This window comes from Pseudomonas aphyarum, assembly GCF_028657055.1.
Classification (GTDB): domain Bacteria; phylum Pseudomonadota; class Gammaproteobacteria; order Pseudomonadales; family Pseudomonadaceae; genus Aquipseudomonas; species Aquipseudomonas aphyarum.
In genome coordinates, this window is sequence record NZ_JAMDGS010000014.1 from 93,488 (window position 1) to 109,851 (window position 16,364).

Consider the following 16,364-nt stretch of genomic DNA (forward strand, 5'->3'; position numbering starts at 1 on the left):
CGTTCTTTTCACCAGGCATCGCAGGCCAGGGAGGCCACGCCGTTTCTGATTCAGGTCAAAGTGGATTTGGCTGAGCTGTTATTATCCGCCGTATCTATTCAGTACGGATTGATCCATGTCCTCTCGCGAAATCCGCATCGCCACCCGCAAAAGTGCTCTGGCCCTCTGGCAGGCCGAATACGTCAAAGCCCGTCTGGAAGCAGCCCACCCGGGCCTGCTGGTGACGCTGGTGCCCATGGTCAGTCGCGGCGACAAGCTGCTTGATTCGCCCCTGTCGAAAATCGGCGGCAAGGGCCTGTTCGTCAAGGAACTGGAAACCGCGCTGCTGGAAAACGAAGCCGACATCGCCGTGCATTCGATGAAAGACGTGCCGATGGATTTCCCCGAAGGCCTCGGTCTGTTCTGCATCTGCGAGCGCGAAGATCCGCGTGACGCGTTTGTCTCCAATACGTATTCCAGCCTCGACGCGTTGCCAGCCGGCAGCATCGTCGGCACCTCCAGCCTGCGTCGCCAGGCACAGTTGCTGACGCGCCGTCCGGATCTCGAGATCCGTTTCCTGCGCGGTAACGTCAACACCCGTCTGGCCAAGCTCGACGCCGGCGAGTACGACGCGATCATCCTCGCGGCAGCCGGCCTGATCCGCCTCGGTTTCGAAGACCGCATCACCTCGGCCATCAGCGTCGACGACAGCCTGCCGGCCGGTGGCCAGGGCGCCGTCGGTATCGAATGCCGCAGCGCCGACACGCAAATCCATGCCTTGCTCGCGCCCCTGCATCACGCCGACACCGCTGACCGTGTCACGGCCGAGCGTGCCCTCAACAAACATCTGAATGGCGGCTGCCAGGTGCCGATCGCCTGCTACGCCGTGCTTGAAGGCGATCAGTTGTGGCTGCGCGGTCTGGTGGGCGAGCCGAGCGGCGGCAAGCTGCTCAGCGCGCAAGCCCGTGCGCCGCGTGCCGCAGCGCAGATGCTGGGCGTGCAGGTTGCTGAAGACCTGCTCAGCCAGGGCGCCGACGATATTCTCAAGGCAGTCTACGGCGAGGCAGGTCACGAGTGACCGCCTGGCGCCTGCTGCTGACGCGTCCGGCGGAGGACTGTTCGGCGCTCGCCACCGTGCTGGCCGAACAAGGGTTTTTCAGCAGCTGTCTGCCGCTTTTGGAAATCGCCCCACTGCCGGTCTCTGACACAATGCGCCGCACAATCACGCAACTGCCGCGTTACAGCGCAGTGATCGTGGTCAGCAAACCGGCGGCGCGTATCGCGGTGGATCTGCTCGACTCTTTGGGTCTGGCGACGCCGACGATGCCGTGGTTCAGCGTGGGGGCGGCGACCGCCGCTATCCTTCGGGATCGAGGGCTGGATGTAAGCTTCCCGGAAGCAGGTGACGACAGCGAGGCCTTGCTGCAATTGCCGCGTCTGCTGGCGGCGGTGGCGGTGCCCGGTTCGCAGGTGTTGATCCTGCGCGGGGAGGGCGGACGCGAGCTGCTGGCCGAGCGCCTGCGCGCGCTTGGTGCTAGTGTCGAATACTTGGAGTTGTACCGTCGCGACCTGCCGGACTATCCGCCGCAGGAGCTGCCTCGCAGGATTGCAGCGGAACGCCTGAACGGGCTGGTGGTCAGCAGTGGACAGGGTTTCGAGCACCTGCGCCAACTGGCCGGCGACAGCTGGCCTGCACTTGCGCAGTTGCCGTTGTTTGTTCCAAGCCCAAGGGTTGCCGAGCAGGCCAGTGCCGCCGGGGCCCGAACAGTTGTGGATTGTCGCGGCGCCAGTGCCGCGGCCTTGCTGACGGTGTTACGGGAGCATCCCGTGCCCGTTCTCTAATGCAAAGGATGGATACGTGAGCGAAACAGCCTTGCCTAAAGATGACGTTCAACCTGTGATCGATGCACCGGTTGATGCACCGCCACCGGCCGCGGAACCGCGCCGAGGCAACGGATTGGCCATTCTCGCGCTGCTGCTCGGCGCCGCCGGTGTTGCGGTGGGTGGCTGGGGTGTGTGGCAGGTGCGACACCTGCAGACCAGCACTCAGAATCAGTTGAGTCAGGTCCAGGCGTTGAACGATCAGGCCCAGACCCTGAAGCTCAACGAACAACGACTGACCGAGCGCCTCGGGCAATTGCCCGGTGCCGATGAACTTGCCGATCGCCAGCGTCTGGTGTCGCAACTTCAGGGCGATCAGCAACGCCTCAACCAACGTCTGGAAACCGTCCTTGGCGCCAGCCGCAAGGACTGGCGCTTGGCCGAGGCCGAGCACTTGCTGCGTCTGGCCAGCCTGCGTCTTTCCGCCCTGCAGGACATCAGCAGCGCCCAGGCGCTGGTGCAGGGTGCCGACGAAATCCTGCGCGAGCAGAATGATCCCGGCTCGTTCGCCGCCCGCGAGCAAGTGGCGAAAACCCTGGTAGCGCTGCGCAGTACCGCGCAGCCGGACCGCACCGGGCTGTTCCTGCGCCTGGGCGCCTTGCGCGATCAGGTCGTCGGCCTCACCGAGCTGGCACCGGAGTACAAGGATCGCGGTGATTCGCTGCTGGGCCTGACTTCCGATGGCGACGGCGCCAGTCGCTGGGCGCAGTGGTGGGATCAGATCTCGCGCTACATCCGCATTGATTTCAACGCCGACAAAAACGTCCGGCCGTTGCTCGCCGGCCAGAGCCTGAGCCAGGTGCGTCTGGCCCTGAGCCTTTCGCTCGAACAGGCACAATGGGCCGCGCTCAACGGTCAGGCGCCGGTGTACACCCAGGCCCTGGCCGAAGCACGTGATGTCCTCACGGGCAACTTCAATCCGGACAACCCGCAGAGCAAAATCATGCTCGAGCAGGTCGCGGAATTGAGCAAGCAGCCGGTTACCGTCAACACGCCGGATCTCGCCGGAACCTTGAGCGCGGTGCAGGCGTATCTGGAGCGCCGTAACGTCAACGCCGAAGACTCGGTGAAGCCCTTCGCCAAACCGGCCGCCAGCACCGCGCAGGAGGCGACGCCATGAAGCGCCTGTATGTGATCGTGTTTCTGGTGATTGCGGCAACGGCGGCGCTGGGCCTGGCGATTGCCGAGCATTCCGGTTACGTGCTGGTCGCCTACAAAAGCTTTCGTTATGAATCGAGCCTGTGGGCGACCCTGGCGGTGGTGGCGGTGCTGTGGCTGCTGGTGTGGGGCATCAAGGCGTTGGTCGAACTGGTGCTGACCTCCGGCGGCGTGGTCAATCCATGGTCGCGTCGCAACCGCAGCCGTCGCGTGCAAGTGGCGATCGAGCACGGTCAGCTCGATCTGGCCGAAGGCCGCTGGGCCAGTGCCCAGCGTCACCTTTACCGGGCCGCCGAGGCCGAGCGTCAACCGTTGCTGTATTACCTGGGCGCCGCCCGCGCCGCCAACGAGCAGGGTAACTACGAGGAAAGCGATCGCCTGCTTGAGCGTGCCCTCGAGCGTCAGCCGCAGGCCGAACTGGCGATCGCCCTCAGCCATGCGCAGTTGCAGACCGATCGTGGCGATACCGATGGTGCGCTGGTTACCTTGCAGGCGATGCACGAACGTCATCCGCACAACGTCCAGACATTGCGCCAGTTGCAGCGCCTGCATCAGCAGCGCGGTGACTGGTCGTCCGTGATCCGGCTGTTGCCGGAACTGCGCAAGGACAAAGTCCTGCCACCGGCCGAACTGATCGAACTCGAGCGTCGTGCCTGGGGAGAAAACCTGTCCCTGGCGGCCCAGCGTGAAGAGGATGGCGCAGTCGGTTTGCAGTCGCTCAACCGGGCCTGGCAGCAACTGACGTCTGCCCAGCGCCAGGAGCCGGCGCTGGTGTTGGCCTACGCCGAGCAACTGCGCCAGCTGGGCGCTCAGGTTGAGGCGGAAGAAGTGCTGCGCACGGCGCTCAAGCGCAAGTACGACAGCCATCTGGCGCGTCTCTACGGTCTGGTGCGCGGCAGCGATCCGGCGCGTCAGTTGCAGACGGCCGAAGGCTGGCTCAAGGATCATCCGGGCGATGCCAGCCTGCTGCTGACGCTGGGGCGTCTGTGCCTGCAAGCCAGTCTGTGGGGCAAGGCGCGGGATTATCTGGAAAGCAGCCTGCGAGTGCAGCGCAATCCGGAAGCATGCGCCGAGTTGGCGCGCCTGCTGGCCCGTCTCGGCGACACCGAACGCAGCAATCTGCTGTTCCAGGAAGGGCTCGGTATGCTGGATGAACGCCTGCTGGCTTCGCCATTGCCCGTAGCTGTTCGAGCGTGATCAGAAAGGGGGAGCATGCTCCTCCTTTTCTTTCCCGGTGACTGAATAGTTACCGGCAAATCCCCTCCCGGGCAAAGTCCTACAGAGGGCTACACCGATTCCTTCGGTGCCTGTCGGGATTTCCCTACACTTCTGCTGAAGTGTCGCCAGTGACCTGCCTTGAAAGCCCGAGGCCCTTTCCTCTACCGTAACTGCCTGTCTTTATTGTTACGGATAAGCCATGTCGTTGGCCTGCTCACGCTCCCTGTTCTTTATGGCTTTCACTGCGGGGATTCTGGCCCTGGGAGCTTCTTATTACCTCGAATACGCGGTCGGTCTGGTGCCTTGCAGTCTGTGTCTGGTCCAGCGTCTGTTCATGAGTGTCCTTACCCTTTGTTGTGGTGTGGCGGCGATCCATGGACCGCAACGTGTCGGTCTGTCGCTGTACTGGACGATGGCGTTGCTGACCAGCCTTGGCGGGACGACAGCGGCGTGGCGGCAAGTGCTGCTGCAAAGTGATTCCCTGCAAAGGCTGGCGCATTGCGGGCCCGGGCCGGAAGAAATGTTCAGCAGCTTGCCGTGGTTATGCGCCCTGATGCGCATGTTCAACGACACGGCCGATTGCGCGGAATTGTCCTGGACGCTGTTCGATCTGAGCATTCCGGAGTGGAGTCTGCTGTTTTTCGTGGGGGTGTCGATCCTGGCCGTTTACCAGTTGCTGCGACAGGTCTGGATGGCGTTGCAGCAACCGCTCAGCGGCCAACCGTCGCACCCGGTGCTGGTCAGGGATTAAACACTTGTATGAACTTTCTCTCCTGCGTACCTTGAAGCCATAGGCGTGCGGGCATAATCTGGCCCGCACGTGTCATTGGAATTGTGTTGCTCGATGACGCTCTGCCTGGCCGCCTCTCAAAGCAATATTCACAAGAAGGGGCGCGGGTGTAGAGCAGCATGACCCACAAGGGAAGAGAGATCGCCATGCTCGAAAGTTGTCAGAATGCTCAGGAACGTTGGGGTGGAGTTCATCTGCTGATCGACCGCTGGCTGCAGGAGCGTGAGGAATTGATCGCTGCCTATGACAAGCTGGGCGCCAAACCTCAGGCGCTGTCCGAGGATCGAAAGCCCTTGCAGGAATTCTGCGGCGTGCTGGTCGATTACGTCTCGGCCGGGCACTTCGAGATCTACGAACAGCTGACGGGCGAGGCCAAGGCCTTCAACGACAAGCGCGGCCTGGAACTGGCCGAGACGATCTATCCACGGATCGATGTCATCACCGAAAAATTGCTCGCGTTCAACGACCTTTGCGATGAAGGCAAATGCGTTGCGGAGAAATTCAAGGAGCTGGGCGGTCTGCTCCACGAGCGCTTCGAACTGGAAGACTGCCTGATCGAAGTGCTGCATACCGCACACAAGGAAGAGGATTCGGTTCAGGCCTGAATCGAACCTCGCAAGAACCAGAAACGGTGCGCCCACAGCGCACCGTTTTTTATTGGGCGATCAACTGGTCGCGCCGCGCAATTCCACTTCGAACACCAGTGGTGTGAATGGCGCGATCAAGTCGCCGGCACCGTCGGCGCCATAAGCCTGATCCGATGGAATCACCAGACGCCACTTCGCGCCCACCGGCATGTTCTGCAGCGCGGTGCGCCAGCCGGCGATCACGCTGTCGAGATTGAACCACTGCGGCTGGCTGTTCTGATCGAACACGGTGCCGTCGGGCAATCGACCGATGTACAGCACCTGCACTTTTCCATCCGGGCCGGCCTTCGTGCCATTTCCCGGCGCCAGCTCGGTCAGCAGGATGCCGTCGGCCAACTCCTTCACACCCGGTTTGGCTTTTTCGGCGGTGAGAAAACGTCGCTCGGTTTCCATCGCGGCTTCGGTTGAAGGCATCGCCGCCTGCTCGGCTGTCTGCGATTCGTGATCGGCGAGAATCTGCTCGATACGTGCTTCGCTCAGTGCCAGCGGCTTGCCTTGATAGGCCTGTTGCAGACCTTCGATCAACGCCTGGATCTGGAGCTGCGGCACTTCCTGACGCAGTCGTTCACCGAGGCTGGCGCCGAGGCTGTAAGCCAGATCGTGGGCGTCGTTTGCGGTGGTTTTTTCGTCGGCCTGAGCCACGGAAAAAATCATGCAGAGGGATAAAAAAAGGTAGCGCGACATGGGCACTCTCCGTCCTGAATTGCGGTGGATTATGCCAGCGCGAACGTCTGCAACGGTGAACTGCTTTTGCCAATGCGCAGAAGTTTTTCGCAAGCCTGCAACCGAGTGCTTTCGATACTGTCAACATGCCCTAGCGGCGGTAGCAGCAGAGGTCTAGTATGAGCCGCACTCACGTCAGCCAGGAGGTAAACCATGTCGGCCACCAAGAAGCCTGTAAACACTCCGTTGCATTTACTCCAACAACTCTCGGGCAGCCTGCTCGAGCATCTGGAAAACGCTTGCTCCCAAGCCTTGGCTGATGCTGAAAAACTGCTCGCCAAACTGGAAAAGCAACGCGGCAAGGCGCAAGAAAAACTGCACAAATCCCGCACCAAATTGCAGGACGCAGCAGCAGCCGGTAAAGCCAAGGCGCAGACCAAGGCCAAGGCTGCCGTGAAGGAACTCGAAGACCTGCTCGATGCGCTGAAGGATCGTCAGTCCGATACCCGCAGCTATATTCTGCAACTCAAGCGCGATGCCCAGGAAAGCCTGAAACTGGCCCAGGGTGTCGGTCGTGTTCAAGAGGCTGTCGGCAAGGCGTTGTCCCTGCGTTCGGCCAAACCTGCAGCGGCGCCTGCGAAGAAAGCTGCCGCCAAACCTGCTGCAAAAGCACCGGCCAAAGCGCCTGCGAAAGCCCCGGCAAAAGCGCCAGTGAAAGCCGCTGCAAAACCAGCCGCGAAGAAACCCGCAGCCGCCAGCGCTGCCAAACCTGCGGCTAAAACCACAGCAGCTAAACCGGCTGCTGCAAAACCGACTGCTGCAAAACCAGCCGCCAAACCTGCGGCGAAAACCGCTGCTGCGAAAGCGGCTCCGGCAAGAACTGCCGCTGCGAAACCTGCTGCCAAGCCAGCCACCAAAGCAGCCGCCAAGCCGGCAGCAAAACCAGCCGTTAAAGCCGCCGCTAAACCAGCCGCCAAAACTGCTGCTGCCAAGCCTGCGGCGAAAACCGCTGCCAAACCGGTTGCTGCCAAACCTGCAGCCAAAGCGGCGGCGAAACCAGCGGCCAAGCCTGCGGTAAAAGCTGCGGCCAAGCCTGCTGCAAAACCAGCGGCCAAACCCGCTGCTGCAGCGAAGCCTGCAACGACCGCAGCCAAGCCAGCGACCGCTGCCAAACCCGCAGTGAAAAAACCTGCCGCTGCCAAGCCGGCTGCCGCTAAGCCAGCAGCAAAACCAGCTGCAGCAAAACCGGCCACTGCACCTGCTGCCAAACCTGCCGCACCGGCAACCCCGGCTCCGACCGCAGCACCGGCAGCCGCCGCCACTACCTCGACCACCGCAACCACGCCATCGTCGGCGCCGGTGTCGAGCGTCGCCAGCAACCCGTCCAGCGCTTCCTAAGCGCCGGTCGCCGCGACGCGCAGCACTTGCAGCGCGTCGCGGTTCAGGTTGGCCGCAGGGCCGGCCAGCACTTCCAGCCAGTCACTCGATTCCTTCGAATTACGCTTCCAGCCCTGCGCGACGCCTTCAAGTCGTGACAGCAGCGCACGCTCCGCCTCCAGCTCCAATCTCTTGATTTGCTCGCGCATGCCCTTGAGCACCGGATCGGTGTCGGCCAGGGTTTTCCACCGCATGCGCAATGCGCGTAACGGCTGCACCACTTCCCGGTCCCAAGGCTCTGTCAGGTCCAGAAGCTGCCGCGCACGCGCCTCGTCACAAGTCGCATCGCGTTGTTCAAGCCATAAACCGCACAGCATCAGGCACACGTTGGCCCCCGCCGATTGCAGGCGCAGGCAGGCATCCTCCACGCCGGGACGGGCGTAGACGGCAAGGGCAAAGCTCCACAGGTCAGAGGACATCGTGCTACTCGCGCCAGTTGCGGGGGAAGCTGGTAGACTCCGCCGCCATTATGATCCGACTTCAGAACCTGACTTTACAGCGTGGCCCGCAACGTCTGCTAGAAGACGCCGAGCTGACCCTGCACGCCGGCCACAAAGCCGGCCTCATCGGTGCCAACGGCGCCGGCAAATCCAGCCTGTTCGCCTTGCTCCGCGGTGAGTTGCACCCGGACTCGGGCGACTGCCTGTTGCCGGCCGACTGGCGTATCGCCCACATGCGCCAGGAGGTCGACACGCTCGAACGCCTGGCGGTCGACTATGTGCTCGACGGCGATCTGCGCCTGCGCGAAGTGCAGCGTGAGCTCGCGGCAGCCGAAGAGGCCCACGACGGCACCGCGCTGGCCCGCCTGCATGCCGAGCTCGACAGCGCCGATGGCTACACCGCCGATGCGCGGGCGCGCAAATTGCTGGCCGGCCTCGGTTTCACCAACGAGCAGATGGATCGTCAGGTAGGAGATTTCTCCGGTGGCTGGCGGATGCGTCTGAACCTTGCGCAGGCTTTGATGTGCCCATCAGACCTGCTGCTGCTCGACGAACCGACCAACCACCTGGATCTCGACGCCATCATCTGGCTCGAAGAGTGGCTGAAAAGTTACCCCGGCACCTTGCTGCTGATTTCCCACGACCGGGATTTCCTCGATGAGGTGGTCGATCACGTGGCCCACGTCGATCAGCGCAAGCTGACGCTCTACCGTGGCGGCTACACCGCGTTCGAACGCGCCCGTGCCGAACGTCTGGCCCAGCAGCAACAGGCCTACGAGAAGCAGCAGGCGCAGCGTGCGCACATGGAAAGCTACATCGCCCGGTTCAAGGCCCAGGCTACCAAGGCCCGTCAGGCCCAGAGCCGGATCAAGGCGCTGGAGCGCATGGAAGAGCTGTCGGCGGCTCACGTCGATTCGCCGTTCGACTTCGTGTTCCGCGAGTCGACCAAGATCTCCAGCCCGCTGATCGATCTGTCCGATGCGCGTCTGGGTTATGGCGAGAAAACCGTGCTGGAGAAGGTCAAGCTGCAACTGACCCCCGGTGCGCGGATCGGTTTGCTCGGCCCCAACGGCGCGGGTAAATCGACCCTGATCAAGAACCTCGCCGGCGAACTCGAACCATTGGCTGGGCGCCTGACTCGCGGCGAGAACACCGTGGTCGGCTACTTCGCCCAACATCAGCTCGACTCGCTGGACGCCAAGGCCAGCCCGTTGCTGCACTTGCAGCGTCTGGCGCCGACCGAACGCGAGCAGACCCTGCGTGACTTCCTCGGTGGTTTCGACTTCCGTGGCGCGCGGATCGATGAGCCGGTGCTGAATTTCTCCGGTGGCGAAAAGGCCCGTCTGGCCCTGGCGTTGATCGCCTGGGAACGGCCGAACCTGCTGCTGCTCGACGAACCGACCAACCACCTCGATCTGGAAATGCGCCTGGCGCTGACCATGGCGTTGCAGGAATTCAGCGGCGCGGTGCTGGTGGTTTCCCACGATCGGCATTTGCTAAAGAGCACCACCGACAACTTCTTCCTGGTCGCGGACGGCAAGGTCGAAGAGTTCGATGGCGACCTCGAAGACTATGCTCGCTGGCTGGTGGAATACCGTCAGCGCAACGCCCCGGTCAGCAACACGCCGGTCAACCCGGACAAGACCGACAAGAAGGCCCAGCGTCAGGCTGCCGCTGCGTTGCGTCAGCAACTGGCGCCGCACAAGCGCGAGGCTGACAAGCTCGAAGCCGAGCTCGGCAAGCTGCACGAAAAACTGGCGAAGGTCGATGCCAGCCTTGGCGACAGTGACATCTACGAGCCGGCGCGCAAGAACGAATTGCGTGACCTGCTGGCCGAACAGGCCAAGCTGAAAGTCCGCGAAGGCGAACTTGAAGAAGCGTGGATGGAAGCTCTGGAAACGCTGGAAAGCATGCAGGCGGAGCTGGAGGCGTTGTCCTGATGGACGCCTTCAAACTTCCATTGCCGGCGATGTGGGTCGAGCCGATCTGGCTCGGCGTGCAGATTCTGCTGATCCTGCTCGCCGGCTACTTCGCCCAGCGCGTCGTTGCCCGATTCCTGACCCGCCTGGGCGAGAAGTATCCGTTCCCGCCACAGCTGCTGATGCCGCTGCGCGGCGGTCTGCGCTGGCTGATCATGGGCAGTGCGCTGATCTTCGTGCTGGAACGCCTTGGGGTCTCGGCCACGGTGCTGTGGACCGCGCTGTCGGGTTTCGTCGCGGTGGCGGCGGTGGCGTTCTTCGCCATGTGGAGCGTGCTGTCGAACCTGCTCTGCGCGATTCTGATCTTCACCGTCGGCCCGTTCCGTCTTGGCGACGTGGTCGAACTGGTCGACACCACCGACAAGCCGGGCGTCAAAGGCCGGGTGGTGGCGATCAATCTGCTCTACACCACCTTGATCGAGGCCGAAGAACTCGGCACCGGCAGCGCCATGGTGCAAGTGCCCAACAGCCTGTTCTTCCAGCGCTCGGTGCGCCGCTGGCGCGGCACGGATATCTTCCCTTCCAGCGGTTTCGAAAAGTGATCGGACGCCGGCCACGTTGGTCGGCGGCCGCAACATCCTGCAAAAAATCGGTAGTCATCCAGCCAAATCCGCATTAGCTTTGAGGATTGTCACGAGTCCGAAGTCGAGGTGTGCGATGGAGCTTCAAACATGGCTGGCGTTTTTTGCCGCCTGCTGGGTGATCAGTCTTTCTCCGGGTGCCGGCGCCATTGCGTCGATGTCCAGCGGCCTGCAATACGGTTTCTGGCGCGGCTACTGGAATGCCCTGGGCCTGCAGATCGGCCTGGCAGTGCAGATTGCCATCGTCGGCGCCGGTGTCGGCGCGATCCTCACCGCTTCGGCCACCGCGTTCCATGCGATCAAATGGTTCGGTGTCGCCTACCTGGTTTATCTCGCGATCAAGCAATGGCGCGCACTGCCGATGGACATGAGCGACGACGCGGCCGTTCGGCCGATCGGCAAACCGTTGGCCCTGGTGTTCCGTGGCTTTCTGGTGAACATCAGTAACCCCAAGGCCCTGGTGTTCATGCTGGCGGTGCTGCCGCAGTTCATCAATCCGCATGCGCCGCTGCTGATCCAGTACGTGGTGATCGGCGTGACCATGATTGCGGTCGACCTGATCGTCATGGCCGGCTACACCGGACTGGCTTCGAAGGTGCTGCGCCTGTTGCGTACACCGACCCAGCAGAAACGCATGAACCGCACGTTTGCCGGGCTGTTCATTGGCGCCGCGGCGTTCATGGCGACGTTGCGCAAAGCCGCCGCGTAAAGCGTACAGGCATAAAAAAGGCGACCTTTTCAGGTCGCCTTTTTTGTGTCTGGAACGCAGAGCGTCCCGGGCTGCATTCCCACGCGGACGCCTCGACGTGGGAACGATCATCGATCAGTGAAGAATCACCGGCGCCGTATCACGCGGCAGATTGTTGCGCTGTTGCGGTTCGCGCGGCTGTTCGTAACCGTTGCCGCCGAGCTGCATGCTCAGTTGTCCGGCCACGTCTTCGCCCAACGCTTTCGAGACATCACGCACCACCCGCGGTCGGTTGAGCGAGATCTTGATGTCGCGGTGGTTCACCAGTTTGGTGTCCTGCGCTTCACCCATCGCCGTGAAGGCCGAAGTGATCTCGAAGGTCTTGGTGTTGATCAGGCTGAAATCCGCCACCAACGTCAGGCCCAGCACGGCGGAATAGCTGTCGGTGTTCGCCAGCTCGTTGACGTCCTGGGTGAAGTCGATGTCCGACACGGTGCCGAACAGCACGTAGTCGGCGCCCTTGAAGTTGCCGGCCTTGATCCGCTTGATCACGTCGTAGACGTCACCCTTGGAGGACGCGGTGTACGGCGTGCCCTGCACCAGCTGGAACATGCCGGTACGCAGGATTTCACCCTTGATGTCGCCGGTGAACTTGCGCAGTTCGGTCTGTTCGATGTAGCTGGTGGTGGCTTCGAGCTCGTTATAGCTCGAAGACCCACTGGCGCTGTAGTAACCCTCGCGGTAATTGCTCTGCGCCGAAACGATGTGGATGTATTGCTCCACACGTTCCTGGTACGCCAGATCCGTTACCGCGACTTTCGGGGCCGCTTGCACGCTGAACGCGCAAGCCAGGGCCATCATGCCAATCCATGTGCGCATCGATTAACGCTCCGTGGTTTTGCGGATCTCTTTCTCGTCCATCCACTCGGCCAGACCGCTTTCAACGTCGATCAGTTGCAGGCTGAATTTGTAGAAGACGTCCTTGTAGTCGCTGCTGCGCTTGACGATCGAGCTGATCGAACCTTCAAGACGGTATTTGGCGGCGATCATGTTGCCGGTCTTGGCCACGGTGCTCTTCTTGTACAGGCCGCTCTGGTTTTGCAGCTTGAGCTGGTCGACCTGGCTTTGCATCGCGGTGTTGTCGCTGGCGAAGCGGGCGGTGCCGGACTTCATCAGCTGGGTCTTGATGCTGGTGGTGATTTCGCGAGTGTCGATGTATTCGCTGGTCTTGTTCTTCACGTCGTAGACCTGCACCACAGGGCGACCCTGCAGAATGCCGGACTGGGCCAGGGAACGGGTCATCGACTCGGCGATCATCTGCAGATCGGTCGAACCGAACTCGTTGGTCACGGTTTCAACGGCCTTGGTGTCGCCGTAGCTGATGTTCTTGCTGCCCAGGGTCGGCGAAGTGTTGGCGCAACCGGAGGCCAGCAGGGCGAGGACGGCGATGAAGGAAAAGCGTGCAAACATGGGAATGCTCTCTGAATCGGGAATAGGGTGTCGGGCTTAAGGCGTCTTGAGTTCCAGACGGAAGTCCACGGCTTTCGGCGTCGGGGCGATGCCCTGGATGAAGCTGGTCTGGGCGCCGTACATCATTTGGCTCTTCCAGACTTCTTCTTCGGCGATCGGGAAACCTTCCGCGCCGAGCCAGGCGAAACGGTAGTAGAACGTCTTGTTGCTGTTGAGGGTGTTGCTCAACTGCACGTTGACGGTCATGAAGCCGTTTTCGCGGGCCACGCGCATCGCGCCGACCACGATGTGTTTCTGCGGGCCCATGGCCACGACCTTGCTCGCGGCACTGCCCGGCTCCGGTGGTGGCGGGGTGGCGCAACCGCTCGCCAAAAGGGCGAGGGCGACGACGGCGATGAGTTTGAAGCGCATGCAAAGACTCCGTTCTTAAGGTTGTTTGAGGCTGGCCACGGCGGTGGCGCCAGCGCTCGGGGTCACGTGGGCGGCGAGGCCTGCGGCGAACACCTGATTGCCGACGGCGCGCAGGGTGATCACCTGATAACGCTGATCGACGGTGACCTTGACCTGAGAGCCACCGACGGCGCTCGGCAGAGTAACCTGGTGCTCACCCTTTTTCAGGCGCAGACGTACCACTTGAGTGGTGTCCGGCAGGGTGCGCCACGTACGGGTATCGGCACCTTCGAGCACAGCTGAAGAAATACCGACCGCCAGACCGGCCAGCGGGTTGGTTTCGTTGATCTTCTTCTGCGCCACACCTTTGGTGATCGCGCGCACGGTGGTGCGCAGGATGATCCCCGGCATGTCATCGCGCAGGGCGCGGCGGGACATGGCGGTGGTGCTGTTCAGTGCGGTCAGGTCGACCTGTTGGCCATCGACACCGATCTGCGCGAATGTCGCGGTGGAGGTGTCAGGTTTGATGATCGGGAACGACAGCGGAGTGATCACCACGTTGTTGGAGATTGGCAGCGGCAGTGGCACGCGGATCGAATCGCGGGCCGGCGCCAGACCGCTTTGCACCACGATCAGGATGTCGCTGTCGTCGCTCTTTACCGGCTTGTCGAGGTTGACCAGCGCCTGCTCCAGCAGCGGGGTGTTCGGGCGCAGCTCGGCAGCCTTGCGGTAGCCCGGCGCAGCGAGGTCTTTCTCGCCCAGGGCTTCATAGACGAAACCGGCCAGGTAATGGCTGAACGCACTCTGGTAGCTGTTTTTCAGGCCGACCACTTCCGGCGCGTCGAGGCTGGCGACCGGGTAGCCCTGCAAGTCCTTGTATTCGGTCTTGATGCCTTCTTTCTCGGCTTCCTCTTCGCTCTTGAGGTATTCCTTGTCGCGCAGGTCGGCGATCACCGCTTCACGCTCGTGCGTCTTCTTGATCGCGGTGCGGGCGCCATCGAAATCGTTGACCGCCAACAGGTTCAGGGCCATCTGCGTGGTCAGCATGACTTTTTCGTAGTCGTAGCCTTCGTAGCGGCGCACCTTGTCGTTGACCAGGAAACTGCCGAACTGGGCCAGGTACTTGTCGGTGTCGAGCTTGACCGAATCTTCCCACTTGCCCACCACCTGGTCGGCGCTGGTCCAGGCATTCTGGCTGCCGGACAGATCGCCCTTGGCGCGCAGCAGTTCACCCTTCTCGAAGTAATAGAGCAGGTCCTTGTTCGGGCCGGTGTTGTTCTTTTCCAGCAGGGTCAGGGCGGCGTCGACGTTGCCGGTGGCCAGTTGCTGGTTGGTCTGGGCCAGTTCGGAATCGTAGTTGCGAAACGCCGAGCAGCCGGACAGCAGGGTGACAGCGCTGAGCGCGATCAGAGTGGGGGCGCGAAATGCCATGGGGGTACTTCTTCCATGAGTAGCGACAGCCTCGGGTGCGGGTCGGGCTGCTGGGACCGATCGGCAGTGGCGCTGGCCTCCTGCCAATTCCTCATAACAAGAGGAGCTTTAATGCCGCAACGCGATAGCGGGGGCGCGGCATTATAAGCGGGCGATGCTGGCTATGTAATAGCTTTTTAATTGCACCGGTTAGTTAGGTGCCATTACTTATCCGGCAGTCTGGCATTGCCGATGACGTTGGCGATATCTCTCAGAACTCGCAGGTTGACCAGCTGGTGATCGCGGTCGATGCGCAGGGTGACCGATGACGCTCCGGGTGCATTGGGCGCATTGAATCGATGATCGCCTTTCTTCAGTCGAATGCGTGCCACCAGTGTCTTGTCGGGGAGCGTGCGCCACGTTCGGGTGTCGGCCTCCTCAAAGGGGTCATGCTCGGTGACGACCAGCGAGGCCTTGGCCGGATTGCGTTCGTTTTCCTGGGCCTGGGAAGTGGCGGCCATGTTGGCGCGGAACATCGCCCGGGAAATGATCGCCGGCATGTCATCGCGCAGCGTACGAAACGCCATGTCGGTGACGCTGTTGATCACGGTCAGCGGGTGTTTGCGGCCATCCACCATGATGTGGTCGAACGCCGGTGTGATGGTGTCCGGCACCAGGATGGGAAACGAGATCGGCGCGATAATGACCAGGTTTTCATTGAGCCGCACCGGGATCGGCACCGTTACCGAACTGCGGGCCGGCGCCAGACCGCTCTGGACGACGATCAGAACATCGCTTTCATCCTCCTTGGCCGGCGGTTTGTCGAGATTGCGCAACGCCTGTTCGAGGAAGGGGATATTCGGGCGCAACTCGATTGCCTGGCGATAACCCGGTGCGGCCAGATCCCGTTCACCCAGCGCTTCATAAGTGAACCCGGCCAGGTAATGGCTGAAAGCACTCTGGTAGCCGTTCTTCAGTTCAATCACCGCCGGCGCATCCAGGGTGGTGACGGGATAGCCCTGCAGATCCTTGTATTGCACGACGATGCCTTGAGCTTTGGCCTGTTCCTCGAGCTCTTCATACTGGCGCTCCCGCTGGCGGGCGATCAGTGCTTCACGTTCGTGGGTCTTCTTGATGTCTGCCCGGGCGCCGTCGAAATCACTTTCGCCCAATTGGTTGAGGGCCATCTGTGTGGTCAGCATGACTTTTTCGTAGTCGTAGCCTTCGTAGCGGCTGAGCTTGTCGTTGACCAGCAGGGTGCCCATTTCATAGGCGAATTGGTTGAGCAGCTTCATGGGGGCGGAAGGTACGGCTTCTTCGCGCTGGAACACCATCCGGTCTGCGCTGCGCCAGGCTTTCTGGCTCTGCGGGCGTGCGTTGGCGAAGCTGAGAATCGAACCCTTCTCGAAGTAGTAGAGCAGGTCCTTGTCTTCCCACGGGTTGTTCCACTCCAGCACATCCAGGGCGCCCTGATAGTCGCCGAGCATCAACCGGTCATTGGTCTGCTGCATTTCCAGATCGTAATTGCGGTAGGCGGCGCACCCGCTCAATTGCAGGAACGTGCTGAACAACAGGCAGAGCAGCAAGCAGTGGCGCATGGAGGCAAGTTCTTCCTTGAGCGAAGAGGCGCTGG

General features: G+C 61.9%; 17 protein-coding genes. 10 read left to right on the forward strand and 7 right to left on the reverse strand.

Annotated features, from left to right (window positions below; genetic code table 11):
• Positions 1–115 precede the first annotated feature (115 nt).
• The 6 genes from hemC (at position 116) to M5G18_RS21235 (ending at position 5,631) form a co-directional block, all read left to right on the forward strand.
• Entirely contained in the window at positions 116–1,057 is a 942-nt protein-coding gene (hemC, locus tag M5G18_RS21210) for a hydroxymethylbilane synthase (protein WP_273896079.1), read from the forward strand.
• Complete coding sequence (locus tag M5G18_RS21215; protein ID WP_273896080.1) at positions 1,054–1,821, forward strand: uroporphyrinogen-III synthase; 768 nt, start codon at positions 1,054–1,056, stop codon at positions 1,819–1,821. The genes hemC and M5G18_RS21215 overlap by 4 nt, the downstream gene beginning before the upstream one ends.
• Before the next feature lie 16 nt (positions 1,822–1,837).
• Positions 1,838–2,980 (forward strand): uroporphyrinogen-III C-methyltransferase, encoded by a 1,143-nt coding sequence (locus M5G18_RS21220; protein WP_273896081.1) that lies wholly within the window; start codon positions 1,838–1,840, stop codon positions 2,978–2,980.
• Entirely contained in the window at positions 2,977–4,215 is a 1,239-nt protein-coding gene (locus tag M5G18_RS21225; protein ID WP_273896082.1) for a heme biosynthesis protein HemY, read from the forward strand. Before M5G18_RS21220 ends, M5G18_RS21225 begins: the two co-directional genes overlap by 4 nt.
• Positions 4,216–4,435: 220 nt before the next feature.
• The gene (locus M5G18_RS21230) at positions 4,436–4,987 is read left to right on the forward strand and encodes a disulfide bond formation protein B (protein ID WP_207984300.1); all 552 of its coding nucleotides are present in this window, start codon (positions 4,436–4,438) and stop codon (positions 4,985–4,987) included.
• Positions 4,988–5,172: 185 nt separating this feature from the next.
• Positions 5,173–5,631 (forward strand): Rsd/AlgQ family anti-sigma factor, encoded by a 459-nt coding sequence (locus M5G18_RS21235; RefSeq protein ID WP_007951863.1) that lies wholly within the window; start codon positions 5,173–5,175, stop codon positions 5,629–5,631.
• Positions 5,632–5,691: 60 nt separating this feature from the next.
• Here the strand turns inward: M5G18_RS21235 and M5G18_RS21240 are convergent, their stop codons facing one another.
• Positions 5,692–6,357, reverse strand: coding sequence for an FKBP-type peptidyl-prolyl cis-trans isomerase (locus M5G18_RS21240; RefSeq protein WP_273896083.1), 666 nt, complete (start codon positions 6,355–6,357; stop codon positions 5,692–5,694).
• A gap of 192 nt (positions 6,358–6,549) precedes the next feature.
• Between M5G18_RS21240 and M5G18_RS21245 the strand changes: the two genes are divergently transcribed.
• Positions 6,550–7,734, forward strand: coding sequence for an AlgP family protein (locus M5G18_RS21245; protein ID WP_273896084.1), 1,185 nt, complete (start codon positions 6,550–6,552; stop codon positions 7,732–7,734).
• Here M5G18_RS21245 and M5G18_RS21250 read toward each other — a convergent pair.
• Positions 7,731–8,192 (reverse strand): TIGR02444 family protein, encoded by a 462-nt coding sequence (locus M5G18_RS21250; protein WP_273896085.1) that lies wholly within the window; start codon positions 8,190–8,192, stop codon positions 7,731–7,733. The genes M5G18_RS21245 and M5G18_RS21250 overlap by 4 nt on opposite strands.
• 50 nt (positions 8,193–8,242) lie before the next feature.
• Between M5G18_RS21250 and M5G18_RS21255 the strand changes: the two genes are divergently transcribed.
• The 3 genes from M5G18_RS21255 to M5G18_RS21265 all read left to right on the forward strand — a co-directional run bounded on the left by M5G18_RS21255 (position 8,243) and on the right by M5G18_RS21265 (position 11,482).
• A complete protein-coding gene (locus M5G18_RS21255; protein WP_102685848.1) occupies positions 8,243–10,153 on the forward strand; it encodes an ATP-binding cassette domain-containing protein in 1,911 nt (636 codons plus the stop codon).
• A complete protein-coding gene (locus M5G18_RS21260) occupies positions 10,153–10,734 on the forward strand; it encodes a mechanosensitive ion channel family protein (RefSeq protein WP_007951853.1) in 582 nt (193 codons plus the stop codon). Before M5G18_RS21255 ends, M5G18_RS21260 begins: the two co-directional genes overlap by 1 nt.
• A 115-nt stretch (positions 10,735–10,849) precedes the next feature.
• Complete coding sequence (locus M5G18_RS21265) at positions 10,850–11,482, forward strand: LysE family transporter (protein WP_007951851.1); 633 nt, start codon at positions 10,850–10,852, stop codon at positions 11,480–11,482.
• A gap of 114 nt (positions 11,483–11,596) precedes the next feature.
• On the opposite strand, the gene M5G18_RS21270 is transcribed toward M5G18_RS21265, so the two are convergent.
• The 5 genes from M5G18_RS21270 to M5G18_RS21290 all read right to left on the reverse strand — a co-directional run bounded on the left by M5G18_RS21270 (position 11,597) and on the right by M5G18_RS21290 (position 16,329).
• On the reverse strand, positions 11,597–12,340 hold the full coding sequence (locus M5G18_RS21270; protein ID WP_273896086.1) for a penicillin-binding protein activator LpoB: 744 nt from the start codon (positions 12,338–12,340) through the stop codon (positions 11,597–11,599).
• A 3-nt stretch (positions 12,341–12,343) separates the two neighbouring features.
• Positions 12,344–12,931 carry a penicillin-binding protein activator LpoB gene (lpoB, locus tag M5G18_RS21275; RefSeq protein WP_007951848.1) on the reverse strand — a complete coding sequence of 196 codons (588 nt, stop codon included), beginning with the start codon at positions 12,929–12,931 and terminating at the stop codon, positions 12,344–12,346.
• Positions 12,932–12,967: 36 nt separating this feature from the next.
• Complete coding sequence (locus M5G18_RS21280) at positions 12,968–13,342, reverse strand: YcfL family putative periplasmic lipoprotein (RefSeq protein WP_273896087.1); 375 nt, start codon at positions 13,340–13,342, stop codon at positions 12,968–12,970.
• Between the two features lie 15 nt (positions 13,343–13,357).
• Positions 13,358–14,752: a COG3014 family protein gene (locus M5G18_RS21285; protein WP_273896088.1), complete on the reverse strand. Its 1,395-nt coding sequence runs from the start codon at positions 14,750–14,752 to the stop codon at positions 13,358–13,360.
• A gap of 203 nt (positions 14,753–14,955) precedes the next feature.
• Entirely contained in the window at positions 14,956–16,329 is a 1,374-nt protein-coding gene (locus tag M5G18_RS21290; RefSeq protein ID WP_273896089.1) for a COG3014 family protein, read from the reverse strand.
• Positions 16,330–16,364: the final 35 nt, after the last annotated feature.